Source organism: Bacillus sp. FSL R5-0431 (assembly GCF_038002985.1).
Lineage (GTDB): Bacteria > Bacillota > Bacilli > Bacillales > Bacillaceae > Bacillus.
In genome coordinates this window covers 3,551,884-3,566,058 of sequence record NZ_JBBOOG010000001.1, presented here as the reverse complement: position 1 = coordinate 3,566,058, position 14,175 = coordinate 3,551,884, and the positions used below count along the sequence as shown (strand labels likewise).

Here is a 14,175-nt window from a genome sequence, read left to right as displayed (position 1 = left end):
CTACATTTACCATAATAATGGTTAATATGGATCATGTAAACATTACTAGAATTTTAAGGATATTTTAATATCTGATGAATTGACATGTTAAATTTGAGTGAATTTTTACATTAAAAAAGAGACTACTCGTAATAGTCTCCCTTTGAACATAAAGGACGCTTTTTCTTGTCTTGATACCGAAATGTATGAGAAATTAAACATATATCCATTAATCACTGTGATTTCATTGACGATTACATAATTAAAAAGTAAGAGGTGAATAATTATAACTTTACAAAAAATAACTTTTCTTAAAGATAAAGTGGCGTCCTATAATGAATATCCTTTTTGTGTTCCGGTAATAAAAAATTTAGATGAAATCAAAATCACAAACAATGTAACATTTTTTGTTGGTGAAAACGGATCAGGAAAGTCAACTTTACTAGAGTCTATTGCAGATAGTTGTGGTTTTAATATAAATGGTGGTGGCAGAAATAATTTGTATACTAATAATATAGATGAAACTACACTAGGTTCCTATTTGCGTTTATCTTGGCAACCTAAATTAACAAACGGTTTCTTTTTAAGAGCTGAATCTTTCTATAACTTCGCTGCATATTTAGATACTTTAAATCAAGAAAGCGGTGAAGATGTTTATGCTCCTTACGGAGGTACACCACTGCATAAGCAGTCTCATGGAGAATCTTTTTTATCTTTGTTTAATAATCGTTTTAACGGAAAAAGTGCTCTTTATTTACTTGATGAACCAGAATCTCCACTTTCTCCAGCAAGGCAGTTGGGATTATTGAAGATTATTCATGACCTTTCTACAAAGAGTAACTCTCAATTTATAATAGCTACCCACTCTCCAATTTTGTTAGGATATCCGGAAGCAACCATTTTAAATTTTGATGGAAAGAAAATAGAGGAAATACGCTATGAAATGACTGAGCATTATCAAATTACCAAATATTTTTTAGAAAATCGTACAGCTATGTTAGACCATTTGTTAAATGAAGATTGAATTTTTCAATTGTTGCTTAATTATTACCAGCCTTTTAAGAAATAAACCCCATTCTTAAAATGAGAATGGGGTTTATTTCTATTATACTCGCACTGATGTTGCAGGCTGTTCATCCCTTTTATCTACTCGATCCAGCATCTTGATGACTCGCTTGTAATAGCGCCCCGTTTCTTCTAGCTCTTCTCTTGAAACGTCAATTACTAGGACAGGTTTCTTTTTGTCTTGAGATTCAACCAAGACAATGTCACCTTGTTGTATCTGTCCTCTTAGTCTTTTGGGAATATGCCACTTGAAAGGCCTTGGTTTAACCTTCAATTCACCGTTCCTTCTCCAACAATGGAACGCTGTAATTGTATTTTTTTCATTGGTCATGTACACACACTCCCTCTGCGCTTTTACTCTAAGGATAACAACATAAAATAAAAAGAAGTAGGTCTAGCTCCTTCTGCTTCTTTTTCTCTCTTCATTAGATTTAATTAAAAGCAAAGATGAAACACCTAGAATGAGTAGTCCTACTTCAAACAGATTGATTACTACTTCTATTTTCAAATTGTCTCCTCTCTCAATCAACATTTCCTAAATTATAACATGTACCATACATTAGCCATCAAATGCAAAACAACGTCAGGATGAAAAACATTTCTTCTGCCCTGAAAACTCAATTCTTTTGCCCCTTTTTATATGACCTCTTATACCGATCTAACTCAATCTTAAATATTTTGAATACTTCTCCTGTATCCTCATCAGTACTTTTACATACCTTACAACTTAAATCATGCCCCCTCATCAATTACACACTCATATATTTCATTCCATAAATCACTATATTTCTTCCACTTGTTTTCAATATTATTTAGCGTCAAAATCATTATCTCACAAGGTTCTTTTAACATTTTCAGCCCACTACATGCCAACCTCAACATTGAAGCTCTTTGATCACGTTCCCCCACATTATCAATGAACACGTATTTATGTTTTCCCTTATATTCTAGTAACAGACAGCCTATGTATTTTATTCTTAAATTCTCTACATTTCTCACTTGATGAACCCTTATATATAAATTTACTTGTTTAATAATCCTCACCTGCACTCAAGATAGTACTTATCACCATAGAGCTTGTAATAGCAACCTGTTTCCTCTAGTGAAGTCAGCTAGAGTGACAGAAATCATAAAAGATTTCCATTGACAGCTTTCTTCTAGAGGCGTAAAATATGAAATTATTCAGAAATAGCAACATTTTAAGTAAATAACGAAGGCTATGATTGCTGTGGGTCACACTATGGCAGGAGCAGCTTCTGGAGAGACCGCATGTATGTGCGGCGCCGAAGGGTTCACAATCTCAGGCAAAAGGACAGAAGAGTACGAAATATTGTATTTGTAATGCATGGATGACGCCGTGTATTGCTTTTCTCTATTTTGCTATTCTTTTATGACCGTGAGATTGGAGCGCATCCAATCTCTTTTTTTATGGACTTTTTGAGGGTTCATTATTTCAGTATAAGATCGTGTCGTAGGAGGGCGTTAGCATTGGCACAACAAGAATTAAAACGAGATTTATCAAACCGCCATGTTCAGTTGATTGCAATTGGCGGAACCATTGGAACTGGGCTGTTTTTAGGCTCTGGAAAGGCCATTCAATTGGCAGGTCCATCGATCATTTTTGCTTATTTAATTGTCGGAATGGCGATCTTTTTTGTCATGAGGGCACTTGGTGAATTACTCTTATCGAAGGCGGGCTATCAGTCATTAACCGATATTGCAGAGGACTATCTCGGACCTTGGGCTTCCTTTGTGACAGGGTGGACGTATTGGTTTTGCTGGATTATGACAGCGATGGCAGATGTCATTGCTGTCGGAGTGTATGTGCAGTATTGGTTTGACATCCCGCAATGGATTCCTGCCATCATTTGTTTGTTGATTTTACTAGGGTTTAATTTATTAACGGTGAAGCTTTTCGGAGAAATGGAATTTTGGTTTGCACTCATTAAAGTGATTACGATTCTATTATTGATCGGCGTAGGAATTGTCCTTTTAATCATTGGTTTTCAAACAGATGCAGGTCCGGTGACGGTAACGAATCTTTGGTCACACGGCGGACTATTCCCGCATGGTGTCACAGGCTTCTTACTGTCATTCCAAATGGTAATCTTTGCGTATGTGGGAGTGGAATTGGTCGGTGTGTCCGCAGCAGAAACAGCCAATCCGCAAAAAAACATCCCGTCTGCGATTAATAAAATTCCTTTGAGAATTCTATTTTTCTATGTGGGTGCCATCTTTGTTTTACTATGTATCAACCCATGGACTGAGCTCAGTGCATCAGAAAGTCCTTTTGTAAAAACATTTGGGCTGATTGGGATACCAGTAGCAGCGGGACTTATTAATTTTGTTGTCTTAACGTCTGCGGCTTCAGCTTGTAATAGCGGTATGTTCTCAACAAGCCGTATTTTATATAATCTCAGTCATCAAAAACAGGGACCAGCTTCCTTTGGACGTCTGAACAAGCACGCTGTTCCAAGTAATGCACTTTTCGTTTCAACGATTGTGGTATCGGTCGGTGCTCTTTTAAGCAAGCTGATTCCCGAACAAGCCTTTGGTATTGTCACAACCATCAGCGCCATTTGTTTCATTTGGGTATGGAGTATTATTTTAATTTGCCATTTGAAATATAAAAAAACACGGCCTGAACTGCATGCGGCATCTACTTTTAAAGCACCGTTCACACCTTTTGTGAACATTTGTGTTCTTGTGCTCTTTGCTGCCATTCTTGTGATCATGCTGTTTGCGGATGCAACACGTCCGGCGCTCTTATTAACACCGGTTTGGTTTGGTTTCTTATTATTGATTTATGCACGAAAGAAACGCCGTGCGTCATAATGGACGGAAAAAAGCACAGACTTTGCATTAGGCTGTGCTTTTGTTCATTTAACGATTTCTAATCCTGAACATATAATTTGCATTCAAAATGATTAAAACAAGTCCAATCACCATGATTGAGAAGAGCTGAGAGTGATTGGCCCCAAGGGAATACACAATCAAAATAAACATGGCACCGATCAACAGGATATTCATCAATTGATATGTGTGAAACAGTCCGCCAAGCATCACATGCTTTTCACCTTCGTCAGAAATAGCGAGCAGCTTTTTACTATAATCTTTGTCAGATGGGCTTGGTAGGTTGCGATTAGGGTAGACAAGCTTTAGAACGGATATCGCTACATAAGAACTGATAATGGTGACGATAAATAAAGTAACATTGACCAGAATCAGCCAAATAGGCTGCTCGGTTACGATGGCCATACCGATGGCAATAATGGACAAAATGGTACTCACCGTATTGGCTAACGTCAAATCAGTAAAGGTTCGATACTGTTTTGCTTCCAGTTCATCCTCCTCATCACCAGATACCGAAAGTGATACTCTTTTTTTCATACGTGAAATCCCTGAAAAACAATAAATAATCAATAGAATCGTCAATCCGCTGATGACAAGAGTCGCTTCGAATGCAACATCAAGAAGTGTCATCTCAAATTCGGCTGCCAGCAGACAGTAAGCGCCGAGAAAGCCAAGGAGAGCACCTAAGAGCATTTTGTATACAGTTTTCATGTGAGTTCATCCTCCTCGAATAGAAAAATACGTTCAATGGGTTCCTGAAAAATTCGTGAAAGCTTAACAGCGAGCAAGAGAGACGGCATTAATTCATCTCGTTCCATCAAGCTGATGGTCTGACGAGAAACCTTTGCACGCTTTGCAAGCTCAGTTTGGTTCAACCCATCACGCGCACGAAGCTCTTTTAGCCGATTTTTCATTCTGTCACCTCAACTTTGATCGAAATCTTTCTTTAATTGTAAAGTATTGTATTCAATTTGACAAGTATAGTTGTCAAATTGATAAAAATAATTGTCAGAAAGATCATCTTTAATCAAAAGGTGAACCATGATACGCTAAAGGAAAGAGAAACAGAAAACAGGTGATGTCCGTGTTCATTGACCAATTAAAAAATGACTTACATCAATCACAACCGTTATTTATTGGAGAAGAGACAGCGTTCAAAGCTGCGGTCCTTGTCCCTTTGGTGCAAGTAAACGGGGAATGGCATATATTATTTGAGGTGCGATCGCTGACCATGAGAAAACAGCCGGGTGATATTAGCTTCCCTGGTGGCAAACTCGACGGCAGCGAAACAGCACAGGAAGCTGCATTGCGGGAAACATATGAGGAGCTGGGCATTCCGCCAGAATCGGTGGAGATTCTTGGACAGCTCAGTCCTTACATTGCTTCTCCATCCTTCGTGGTCTACCCATATGTCGGGATCATTGATGAACAAAAAGTGAAACACTCCTTCAATCAAGAAGAAGTAGAAGAGACCTTTACCGTGCCTCTATCATGGCTCAGCCAATATGAGCCGTACTTACATCATGTATCCGTTCAGCCAACACCAGGTGAGGATTTCCCTTATGAAAAAATCATGAATGGTGAGAAGTACCGCTGGGGGAGCCGATCGATAGAGGAATGGTTTTATGATTATGAAAACTACACCATTTGGGGATTAACAGCCCGCATATTAAAGCATTTTGTGACCGTTGCAAAAAGAAATTCCTAGAGATTCGCTCTCTAGGAATTTGTTGTTTTCAGCCGTTCTTTCGCTGTTTGTTTTCCTTTACCAATTGGAATAGGAGCTCTCGCTTGGCTCAGTCCGTAGGAAGGCATGTTCATATAGACGGATTCATACGAGCCGGCTTGAATTTGATAGGTTTCATGATAAATGCCCACTGCGTCATTGTTCTGAGCCTTCTGATGGAAGTTCTTCCAAGCCGCCAAATGTTTTTCCATCTTCGCATAGGCAAGGAGGTCATCTGTTGATTTCCAATATTGGATCATCGCTGTCGTGCGTAAGCCAAAGTAATTCTCTGTCCCGAGGAAACCAAGCTCATCTTGATGGGTATACAGCTCTTTGATCATGCCAGGCATCGCCATGAACACAGGCAGCCATTGATGAACTGCCCAGCGTTTGTTAATCCGCATGCCGATAATGAACACAACAATCGAGTCAGAATTCTCTGTTGTAAACCTGCCAGCACGTATGTCTTTTTTCATTCATTTACCCTTCCTTCTTCATCAAATGGGATGTTTCCACGCACCAATCAATTCCCGCTTGAGCCACTCTTTTTCCGTAATCTAAAGTAAACAGCCAATACTTCGCATCCGCTTCATCTGGATAAAGCTCTTGAATGTTTTCTTCAATCGAAACATAGGTCTCATAACGGATACGAAGCTGCCTTTCATAATCCTGTAGAAGCACCAGCTTTTTCTCAAACGAAAGATATTGTCCAAAGAATAACTTTAATAACACTTCATTTCGTTCTGTTGGTAACTGATCGAGCGGCTGCGCTAACCACTGCCTTAACGTCTTCAGCCCTTTTTCAGTCAAATGATATTCCCGCTTGTCTGAGCGGCCAGACGTAGAAGCGGGTGAAACCTTAGCAAGACCTTCCTCGACTATAAACTTTAAAGCTGGATAAATTTGTCCATAACTAATTTTCCAAAAATGATGCAAGCTCTTATCAATTAATTGCTTCACTTCGTACCCTGACTTACAATCTGTCGTTAAAATACCTAAAATTGCATACGTCGTATCATTGTATTTTTTCATATCAGCACACCTATCTAAAAGATATATCAATTAGATATATAATAAATTTGAAATGAATAAAAAGCAAGAAAATAATAATTGATAGATTTATATTTTTGAAATACAGGAGATAAATCATAAATATGGTAATATATACTTGATGTGTAAAGTGCTTGCGCATCTATTCATAAAAGAATGGAGGGTGTACAAATGAAGTTGAGGAACATAGGAATATTGTTCATGATTGTTGCACTATTGATTGGTGTTGGAAGTTTTGGAGGAAACAAAGCATCTGCTAAAAAAGAATCACTGAATCAATCTTATGCATATGCTTATAAAACAAAGGACAATGTCAGTTGGCTGAAGGTGATTGAAAAGAAAGGCAAGGTCACGGGTTACCTAAACGGTAAGGGTGTTAAGATTGATCCAATTGAACCTTTTATGGTGAAAACAAAATACAAACTAACGGGGAAAACCACCAAAAAAGGATACAAACTTAAAGTCCAACAAAAGAAGAAAACAATCGTATATGACATCTATTTTTCTGGAAAAGATCTCATGGTCAAAAAGCAAGGAGCAAAGAAAAGTAAACGCTATCAAGCTGTTGATGAGAAGAAATTAAAAGAATACAAAAAAGCCATAGATAAGCGCTATGATGAGTACGTGGATACAGCAGAAGACCGTTACTATGAGGTCATAGGGAAATACACAGATAATTTAAATAAAGCCTACGGCTATCTGTATACAGCAAAAAACAATTCATATCAAATTTTCCTTGATATCGAAGAAGCCGTTTTTGAAGGGGATTTTTCAGGGGCTATTACAATCTCCAAAGCCACAGGGAAGAAAAGTAAGCCATTGAAAAAAGAAAAATATCAAGCAGTTGGAACCACAGGTTTTAAAAACTTTTGGGTATATCCCACACCAAAAATAAAGTGTGGCTTGTCTAAGATGATAGGGTCATCTGATGTAGAGGCTTCCTATATTGAGTTACCGATTTGGAAAAAGAATGAAAAAATGAAACTGAAAGCTGTGAATAAGAAACAATATCAAAAGCAAGAAGAAGCATTTAAAAATGCCGCAAAGAAAAAAGCAAAGAAAAAATAATGATAATAATTAAGTCAGATAGGACATTTGAGACTATCTGACTTTTTCGATTTAAATTTCCTCTAAAGTAAAATGAGGTCGTTTTGATGACATTAGACTTGTAAAAAAATATTTTTTAAATTCAAAAATATATGTTGACGCTTACATTAACTCAATATATACTAAAATCAAATCCAATATTGATAAATTAGACATGTGACTGGTCATGCAGGCAGGATCTAAAAACGATGAATTTCTTTAATTTGTCGTTTTAGGTCCTTTTTTTATTGCCGAAATATAGGTCTCATGTATGAGAAAAGGGGGAGAAAAAATGGATTACAAACAGGTTGCCAAAGACGTTTTACAGCATGTAGGTGGCAAAGAAAACATTGCGCACCTTGAGCACTGTTCAACAAGACTTCGCTTCACACTGATTGATCAGAAGAAGGCAGATGTACCGGCTCTAGAAAAAACGCCAGGTGTCATAGCTGTCAGAATGTCAGGTCAATGCCAAGTGGTCATTGGGAATGACGTCATCGAAGTGTATCAAAAGTTAACAAGTTTAATAGGTAGCAGCTCATCAGGGAAAGACGCGCCTTCCAATCAGCCAAAAGAAAAAAGAAAAGCAGGCACAGTTCTGTTAGATTTCATTGTAGGTGTCTTCCAGCCGCTTGTTCCAGCTATCGCAGGCGGAGGGATTTTAAAATCATTTCTTCTCCTTTTCTCTTTATTAGGCTGGATGGATGCAAAGGGCCAAACCTATCAAATATTGAACATGGTAGGGGACGCACCTCTTTACTTCCTCCCTTTACTAGTCGCTGTAACGACTGCCAATAAACTAAAAGTAAACCCACTGGTCGCATTATCAGCAGTCGGTGCGCTCCTTCTTCCGAACATGACGGCTATGCTTACTGAAGGTGCGCAATTGATGACATTCGACGTAAAAAATATAGCTTATGCGTATCAAGTGTTCCCAGCAATCCTTTCTGTATTGCTTTACGCTCAAATGGAAAAATTCTTTACACGATTTTCACCAAAACCAATTCGGATTTTCTTTGTCCCAATGATGTCATTGGTCATTACTGTACCAGTTACGTTACTTCTATTAGGACCGATTGGTTTTACAGCAGGACAAGGTTTTTCATCCATCATTCTTGCAATGTTTAATACAGTAGGCTGGGTAGCTGTCGCAATTTTAGCAGCAGTCCTCCCATTCATGGTCGCATCAGGTATGCACAAAGCAATGGTCCCTTATGCAGTCACAACAATGGGGACCCTTGGGAAAGAAGCGCTTTATTTACCTGCATCACTTGCGCATAATATTGCTGAAAGTGGAGCGTGTTTCGCTGTGGCACTACGCACAAAAGACAAGGTACTCAGATCAACAGCTATTTCGGCAGGGATTTCAGCATTTTTTGGCATCACAGAGCCTGCTTTGTATGGTGTGACACTTCAAAATAAGCGGGTCCTTGGAAGTGTCATGATTGGTTCGTTTGTTGGCGGAATCTTCATTGGATTAGTTGGTATACAAGCCTTTGTACTTGTTGGCCCTGGATTAGCAAGTATGTCGATGTTTATCTCAGATGAGCTCCCGCGAAATCTGATGTTTGCTGTCATTGGAGCAGTCATTTCGTTTATTGTCGCCTTTATCGCTGCTTTTGTATTAGGTAAGGATAAAACAGGAGAAGAAAAGACAAATGATCAAGCTGCATTTGCTGAACAAATTGGGGCAGGTGAAACATTCAAAAGCCCTGTGATTGGTCAAATGATCTCTCTATCTGAAGTAAAAGATGATATTTTCTCTTCAAAGGTCATGGGTGAAGGAATTGCCATAGTACCTTCAAAAGGAGCGCTTTATGCACCAGTAGATGGCGAGGTGACCTTGCTGTTCGAAACAAATCACGCACTTGGTATGAAAACGGACCAAGGGGTTGAAGTATTATTCCACATTGGCATCGATACCGTTCAGCTGGAAGGACAGTATTTTCATCCAAAAGTGCAGGCAGGAGAACGTGTTCAAGCAGGAGATTTACTGATTGAATTTGATGTAGAAAAAATCATAGCAGCAGGATATGATCCAGTTACACTTGCTGTAATCACAAATACAGATCAATATGATATTAAGGTACAGCCATTACAAGAGGTCAATCGTCAAGATACATTGATGGTTGTCACACAATTAGGAGGCTAATCATATGACAACAATTAAAGGTTTTCCAAAAGGATTTTTATGGGGCGGCGCCATTGCCGCCAACCAGGCAGAAGGCGCCTGGAATATAGATGGAAAGGGACCATCAGTTGCAGATATTGCAATGTATCGTTCCAATTTAAGTGTAGAAGATTATGAAGGACATCTTGCTGTTACTTCTGAAAATATAGACCGTGCAATAAAAGATCCAGACGATAAAAAGTACCCAAAACGCAGAGGTATTGATTTCTATCATCACTATAAAGAGGATTTGGCTCTATTTGCTGAAATGGGCTTTAAAACACTTCGCATTTCTATTGCATGGAGCCGTATCTTCCCTACTGGAGAAGAAGCTGAACCGAATGAAAAAGGGCTGCAATTTTATGATCGTGTATTTGCCGAAATGAAAAAACTCAACATAGAACCGATTGTGACACTCTCTCATTATGAAATGCCTTTAGCCCTTAGTGTGAAATATAACGGCTGGGTTGAAAGAAAAGTGGTCGATCTCTTTGTGAAGTTCGCCAATGTTTGTTTCGAACGTTATCAACATGATGTGAAATATTGGCTCACTTTTAATGAAATTGATAGTATACACCGCCACTCATTCATTACTGCAGGAATTATTCCTGATCGTTGCCCAGAAGGAAAAGTAGAAGAGACGGTGTCTCAAGCGCTTCATCATCAATTTGTCGCATCTGCTCTTGTAACAGCAGATTGCCATCGTATTATCCCAGGCAGCCAGGTTGGGTGTATGCTGACAAAATTGACAACGTATCCGCATACATGTCATCCGAATGATGTGGAACAAGCCTTGAAACAAAACTTAGAAAACTACTTCTATGCAGATGTTCAGGTGTTTGGCGAATATCCGCCACTGATTACACGTATGCTTGAGAGAAAAAATATTCATATTCATATGGAAGCAGATGATCTAACCATTCTAAAAGAAAACACAGTAGATTTTATCTCATTTAGCTACTATATGTCTTTAACTGAATCAGCCCAAGAAGGATTAGAACAGACAGAAGGGAATACGATTCGTGGAGTCAAAAACCCTTATCTTCCTTCAACTGACTGGGGCTGGCAAATTGATCCGGTTGGTCTGAAAATTTCTTTAATCGAATTGTATGATCGCTATCAAAAACCTCTTATCATTGTCGAGAACGGAATGGGTGCAAAGGATGTAGTTGAAAGTGATGGCTCTATCCATGACGACTATCGTATTAACTATTTTAAAGAGCATTTCCGTCAGATGAGAGAAGCGATTGAAGAAGGCGTCGATCTCTTTGGATATACGAGCTGGGGCTCAATTGATATTATTAGTGCAGGTACATCACAAATGTCAAAACGCTATGGCTTCATTCACGTAGATCAAGATGATGATGGCAACGGAACCTTAAAACGATCTCGAAAAGACTCATTTTATTGGTACCAAAAAGTCATTGAGACAAATGGTGAATCGCTTGATTGAACACCACAATCATGAAAACAGGTGATGACGATGTTTAAAATCAAAAAAGTTTTAAACTCGAGTGTGGTCCTGGCTGAAGATCAGAACCACCAGGAGATGGTTTTGTTTGGCCGAGGGATTGGCTATGGACAGAAACCGGGTCAAATGATAGAAGAGAAAAAAGCGGACCAAGTCTTTATGTCAGTCGATAACATGAGAGCAAAAGAATTTCTTCAACTGTTAGATTCAATGCCTCAAGAGTTTATCGATTTAACTCAGCACATCGTCCAATATGCAGAAAAACGGTTAAATTCAAATCTAAATTCAGGTGTTTATTTTACCTTAATGGATCATTTGAATTTTGCTGTCGAACGACATAAAAAGAATATTAATATTACGAATCGCGTGTACTGGGAAATCAAAAATTACTATACTGAAGAATTTGAAGTAGGGAAGTACGCACTTGAGTTAGTCAATGGTACATTGGGCATACAATTACCAAAAGAAGAAGCCGCCAATATCGCCTTTCACTTAATTAATGCATTAGGTGAAGAATCTGATTCGAAAGATGGCATGAAATATGCCAAAATGATCGGGAGTATTGTCAATCTTGTGCGCTATACATTGAATATGAAAATGGACCAAGAGAATATTCATTACAGTCGGTTCATTACACATGTGAAGTTCTTTGTAGAAAGATTTTATGCAAATAAATTACTCTCAGATCAAGAAAATGAGTTGTTTGAACAAATTGCACACTTGTATCCTCAAGCGATGGACGTTGCTTTTAAAATCAAAGATTATATTAAACAGGTGCATAGTATCGTCATTCCTAATGATGAGCTTACTTATCTTGCGGTACATATACACCGCCTCATATCTTATCAGCAATTAAAATAATGGTGGAACCACTTGCCTTATAATCAGGCAAGTGGTTCTTTGCTTTTTATATTAAGTTCCGATAGGTCGTTCTGTTGTACCAGCATTCGTCTCATTTAACGAATTGAAAGACGCTGTTTGTCCGAAAACAACGATGGTTAAAGCGATGATCAATAAACTCATTTTTTTCATTAGAATTCCTCCAGTCAAGTATAGGATGGTTCCTGTGATAGGCTTCCTTTAAAAAGAGATAGGCTTGATGAATGTCACCCAATTCCTCAAAGTGTTTTGCAGCTAGAGCACTTAATTCACAGGCACCTTCAGCATCCTTTAATTCTTTTAGAATGCTGATTTCATCGAAACAGGCTTGAGCTTTTTGAGCCATATCTTCAGTAAAATATAGATGGTAAAGCAAATTCATTTTTGCTGTATAGATGGGGCATTTCTCTGATTCATGTTTTTGGTTGACCAATTCGAAGTAATAGAGAGCTTGTGTTCTTTCATCAATAGAGAGCAGCTCTTTGATTAACATAAACATGGAGTGGTGGAAATAGCACGATGAGAGGTAGTTTCCATCACTTAGAGCCTTTTCTAGGGCATCGATACATTTTTTCGATTCTCCAGCTTCGGCATACAGAATACTGATATTATGAAAAAGCTGTGAAGTTAGAAAATGATCATTTATACTGTCAGCGATGTGTATTGCTTTTTTGTAGTAGTTTTCTGCTCTTATGAAGTCGCCAATGTCCATATAATTAGCAGCGGCGATGACAAAGGCTGTCGCTAGTCTTCTTTCATATCCTTCATGACTTTTGAAAATATCTATAGCATTCTGAATATAGTGAAGAGAAATTAGGCTTTGACGAAGTAGCATATATAAGTTTGCGATTTTCGTATGAAATTCTGCTACTTCTATTTCATCCGGAATGTTTTGCAGTTTTTTCTCGGCAATTTTAAACAGTCCAATGGCTGATGCATAGTCCCTGTTATATGAAGCGTAAAGGGCTTTGTATAGGTAAAAATAGTATTCAATTAAATCGTTTGTTTTAGAGGGGCAATCTAGCTCTGTCTGTTCATTCAGTTTTTTACCTCTCCGTTCATATAACATGAGTTTATACTTGCCTTCTAGCAATGAATAATAAGTCAAGACCTCCTGATTCTTTTCCATTTCTTGAAGTAATTGCTTTAATTCTGTGTACATTGCGTTAGCACTGTGTACATCATGCTTGCGAATCGCAATTCGCCAATCATTTAAACGGTTCCCCACCTGTTCAGCAGAAATGATAGCCATGAAATTTCACCTCTTTAAGATCCTTTCACCTGTTTCACTAAAAAACAATATCACAATTTTTGGAAGAATATAATCATTTCTGCGAGGTGATTGCCAAGAGGTAATAAAAAGGACCTAAGGTCATGTGATGTACGAAATTGTAATGGTGATTGAATGTTTTCACAAATGATTAAAATCTTTTTTTAGTCGTCTAAAAAAGGGATATATACATTAGGTTTTATAATTATGTTCGAAAATATCACTGGTATATTACAAATAAAGTGATTTTAGGTAAGGAATAGAGAAGTTGGAAGGTCGATCTATTAAAGAAAATCAGTTATGATGATGCTAGATCAAATTTGGAATAGAAACTGATAGAAGCAGACAAAAGTAAATGCCAATCACAAACACTAGTCTATTAGAAAGGACGTTGATATGAAAAAAAGATTTCAAATCTTAAACTGGCAAATCACAGTGATCATGACGACGCTGTTACTCGTTTTAGTGACTCTGTATATGTCAAAGAGATACTTTTATAGCAAAGAAATAGAGTTGCTGACAGAATCTTGTCAACAAGTAGGCGGCAAAATCATATTAGAAACAAATCGTTTTTCGATGGATTATTCGTTTGAGTGCCAGAAAAAGTAGAACAGGCAGCTTTCTGC

General features: G+C 38.0%; 15 protein-coding genes and 1 riboswitch. Of the genes, 8 read left to right on the top strand and 7 right to left on the bottom strand.

What is annotated here, in order from left to right; translation table 11 throughout:
* Positions 1 to 265 precede the first annotated feature (265 nt).
* Complete coding sequence (locus MKZ03_RS18365; protein ID WP_136945101.1) at positions 266 to 1,003, top strand: AAA family ATPase; 738 nt, start codon at positions 266 to 268, stop codon at positions 1,001 to 1,003.
* A gap of 81 nt (positions 1,004 to 1,084) precedes the next feature.
* On the opposite strand, the gene MKZ03_RS18360 is transcribed toward MKZ03_RS18365, so the two are convergent.
* Together MKZ03_RS18360 and MKZ03_RS18355 are read right to left on the bottom strand one after the other, a co-directional pair.
* Positions 1,085 to 1,375, bottom strand: coding sequence for a DUF5839 family protein (locus MKZ03_RS18360; RefSeq protein ID WP_034620732.1), 291 nt, complete (start codon positions 1,373 to 1,375; stop codon positions 1,085 to 1,087).
* A 401-nt stretch (positions 1,376 to 1,776) separates the two neighbouring features.
* Complete coding sequence (locus tag MKZ03_RS18355) at positions 1,777 to 2,043, bottom strand: hypothetical protein (RefSeq protein WP_341032565.1); 267 nt, start codon at positions 2,041 to 2,043, stop codon at positions 1,777 to 1,779.
* 247 nt (positions 2,044 to 2,290) lie between these two features.
* Positions 2,291 to 2,370, top strand: a riboswitch (glycine riboswitch).
* Positions 2,371 to 2,532: 162 nt separating this feature from the next.
* Between MKZ03_RS18355 and MKZ03_RS18350 the strand changes: the two genes are divergently transcribed.
* Positions 2,533 to 3,879, top strand: coding sequence for an amino acid permease (locus MKZ03_RS18350; protein WP_334750623.1), 1,347 nt, complete (start codon positions 2,533 to 2,535; stop codon positions 3,877 to 3,879).
* Positions 3,880 to 3,927: 48 nt separating this feature from the next.
* Here MKZ03_RS18350 and MKZ03_RS18345 read toward each other — a convergent pair whose 3' ends face one another.
* On the bottom strand, positions 3,928 to 4,608 hold the full coding sequence (locus MKZ03_RS18345; RefSeq protein WP_060597653.1) for a DUF3169 family protein: 681 nt from the start codon (positions 4,606 to 4,608) through the stop codon (positions 3,928 to 3,930).
* Positions 4,605 to 4,811, bottom strand: coding sequence for a helix-turn-helix transcriptional regulator (locus MKZ03_RS18340; RefSeq protein ID WP_034323321.1), 207 nt, complete (start codon positions 4,809 to 4,811; stop codon positions 4,605 to 4,607). The genes MKZ03_RS18345 and MKZ03_RS18340 overlap by 4 nt, the downstream gene beginning before the upstream one ends.
* A gap of 170 nt (positions 4,812 to 4,981) precedes the next feature.
* On the opposite strand from MKZ03_RS18340, the gene MKZ03_RS18335 reads away from it, so the two are divergent.
* Entirely contained in the window at positions 4,982 to 5,605 is a 624-nt protein-coding gene (locus tag MKZ03_RS18335; RefSeq protein ID WP_034660554.1) for an NUDIX hydrolase, read from the top strand.
* Positions 5,606 to 5,616: 11 nt separating this feature from the next.
* Here the strand turns inward: MKZ03_RS18335 and MKZ03_RS18330 are convergent, their stop codons facing one another.
* Positions 5,617 to 6,099, bottom strand: coding sequence for a DUF4188 domain-containing protein (locus MKZ03_RS18330; RefSeq protein ID WP_095285585.1), 483 nt, complete (start codon positions 6,097 to 6,099; stop codon positions 5,617 to 5,619).
* A 4-nt stretch (positions 6,100 to 6,103) separates the two neighbouring features.
* Positions 6,104 to 6,655 carry a PadR family transcriptional regulator gene (locus MKZ03_RS18325; RefSeq protein WP_340974149.1) on the bottom strand — a complete coding sequence of 184 codons (552 nt, stop codon included), beginning with the start codon at positions 6,653 to 6,655 and terminating at the stop codon, positions 6,104 to 6,106.
* Positions 6,656 to 6,844: 189 nt separating this feature from the next.
* Between MKZ03_RS18325 and MKZ03_RS18320 the strand changes: the two genes are divergently transcribed.
* From MKZ03_RS18320 to MKZ03_RS18305, 4 genes are all read left to right on the top strand, one after another.
* On the top strand, positions 6,845 to 7,741 hold the full coding sequence (locus MKZ03_RS18320) for a hypothetical protein (RefSeq protein ID WP_341032562.1): 897 nt from the start codon (positions 6,845 to 6,847) through the stop codon (positions 7,739 to 7,741).
* A gap of 310 nt (positions 7,742 to 8,051) precedes the next feature.
* Positions 8,052 to 9,911, top strand: a complete 1,860-nt coding sequence (locus tag MKZ03_RS18315; protein WP_341032561.1) for a beta-glucoside-specific PTS transporter subunit IIABC — start codon at positions 8,052 to 8,054, stop codon at positions 9,909 to 9,911.
* 4 nt (positions 9,912 to 9,915) lie between these two features.
* Positions 9,916 to 11,382: a glycoside hydrolase family 1 protein gene (locus MKZ03_RS18310; RefSeq protein ID WP_340974145.1), complete on the top strand. Its 1,467-nt coding sequence runs from the start codon at positions 9,916 to 9,918 to the stop codon at positions 11,380 to 11,382.
* A gap of 30 nt (positions 11,383 to 11,412) precedes the next feature.
* On the top strand, positions 11,413 to 12,261 hold the full coding sequence (locus MKZ03_RS18305) for a PRD domain-containing protein (RefSeq protein ID WP_307500557.1): 849 nt from the start codon (positions 11,413 to 11,415) through the stop codon (positions 12,259 to 12,261).
* 91 nt (positions 12,262 to 12,352) lie between these two features.
* On the opposite strand, the gene MKZ03_RS18300 is transcribed toward MKZ03_RS18305, so the two are convergent.
* On the bottom strand, positions 12,353 to 13,531 hold the full coding sequence (locus tag MKZ03_RS18300; protein ID WP_341032560.1) for a Rap family tetratricopeptide repeat protein: 1,179 nt from the start codon (positions 13,529 to 13,531) through the stop codon (positions 12,353 to 12,355).
* Positions 13,532 to 13,945: 414 nt separating this feature from the next.
* On the opposite strand from MKZ03_RS18300, the gene MKZ03_RS18295 reads away from it, so the two are divergent.
* Positions 13,946 to 14,158 (top strand): hypothetical protein, encoded by a 213-nt coding sequence (locus MKZ03_RS18295; protein ID WP_066031504.1) that lies wholly within the window; start codon positions 13,946 to 13,948, stop codon positions 14,156 to 14,158.
* The last annotated feature ends 17 nt before the right edge of the window (positions 14,159 to 14,175 follow it).

Bases quoted from the DNA above. Each gene is read 5' to 3' on its own strand.
- MKZ03_RS18360 (WP_034620732.1), bottom strand. From the start codon at position 1,375: ATGACCAATGAAAAAAATACAATTACAGCGTTCCATTGTTGGAGAAGG.
- MKZ03_RS18345 (WP_060597653.1), bottom strand. From the start codon at position 4,608: ATGAAAACTGTATACAAAATGCTCTTAGGTGCTCTCCTTGGCTTTCTC.
- MKZ03_RS18340 (WP_034323321.1), bottom strand. From the start codon at position 4,811: ATGAAAAATCGGCTAAAAGAGCTTCGTGCGCGTGATGGGTTGAACCAA.
- MKZ03_RS18330 (WP_095285585.1), bottom strand. From the start codon at position 6,099: ATGAAAAAAGACATACGTGCTGGCAGGTTTACAACAGAGAATTCTGAC.
- MKZ03_RS18325 (WP_340974149.1), bottom strand. From the start codon at position 6,655: ATGAAAAAATACAATGATACGACGTATGCAATTTTAGGTATTTTAACG.
- MKZ03_RS18320 (WP_341032562.1), top strand. From the start codon at position 6,845: ATGAAGTTGAGGAACATAGGAATATTGTTCATGATTGTTGCACTATTG.
- MKZ03_RS18315 (WP_341032561.1), top strand. From the start codon at position 8,052: ATGGATTACAAACAGGTTGCCAAAGACGTTTTACAGCATGTAGGTGGC.
- MKZ03_RS18310 (WP_340974145.1), top strand. From the start codon at position 9,916: ATGACAACAATTAAAGGTTTTCCAAAAGGATTTTTATGGGGCGGCGCC.
- MKZ03_RS18305 (WP_307500557.1), top strand. From the start codon at position 11,413: ATGTTTAAAATCAAAAAAGTTTTAAACTCGAGTGTGGTCCTGGCTGAA.
- MKZ03_RS18300 (WP_341032560.1), bottom strand. From the start codon at position 13,531: ATGGCTATCATTTCTGCTGAACAGGTGGGGAACCGTTTAAATGATTGG.
- MKZ03_RS18295 (WP_066031504.1), top strand. From the start codon at position 13,946: ATGAAAAAAAGATTTCAAATCTTAAACTGGCAAATCACAGTGATCATG.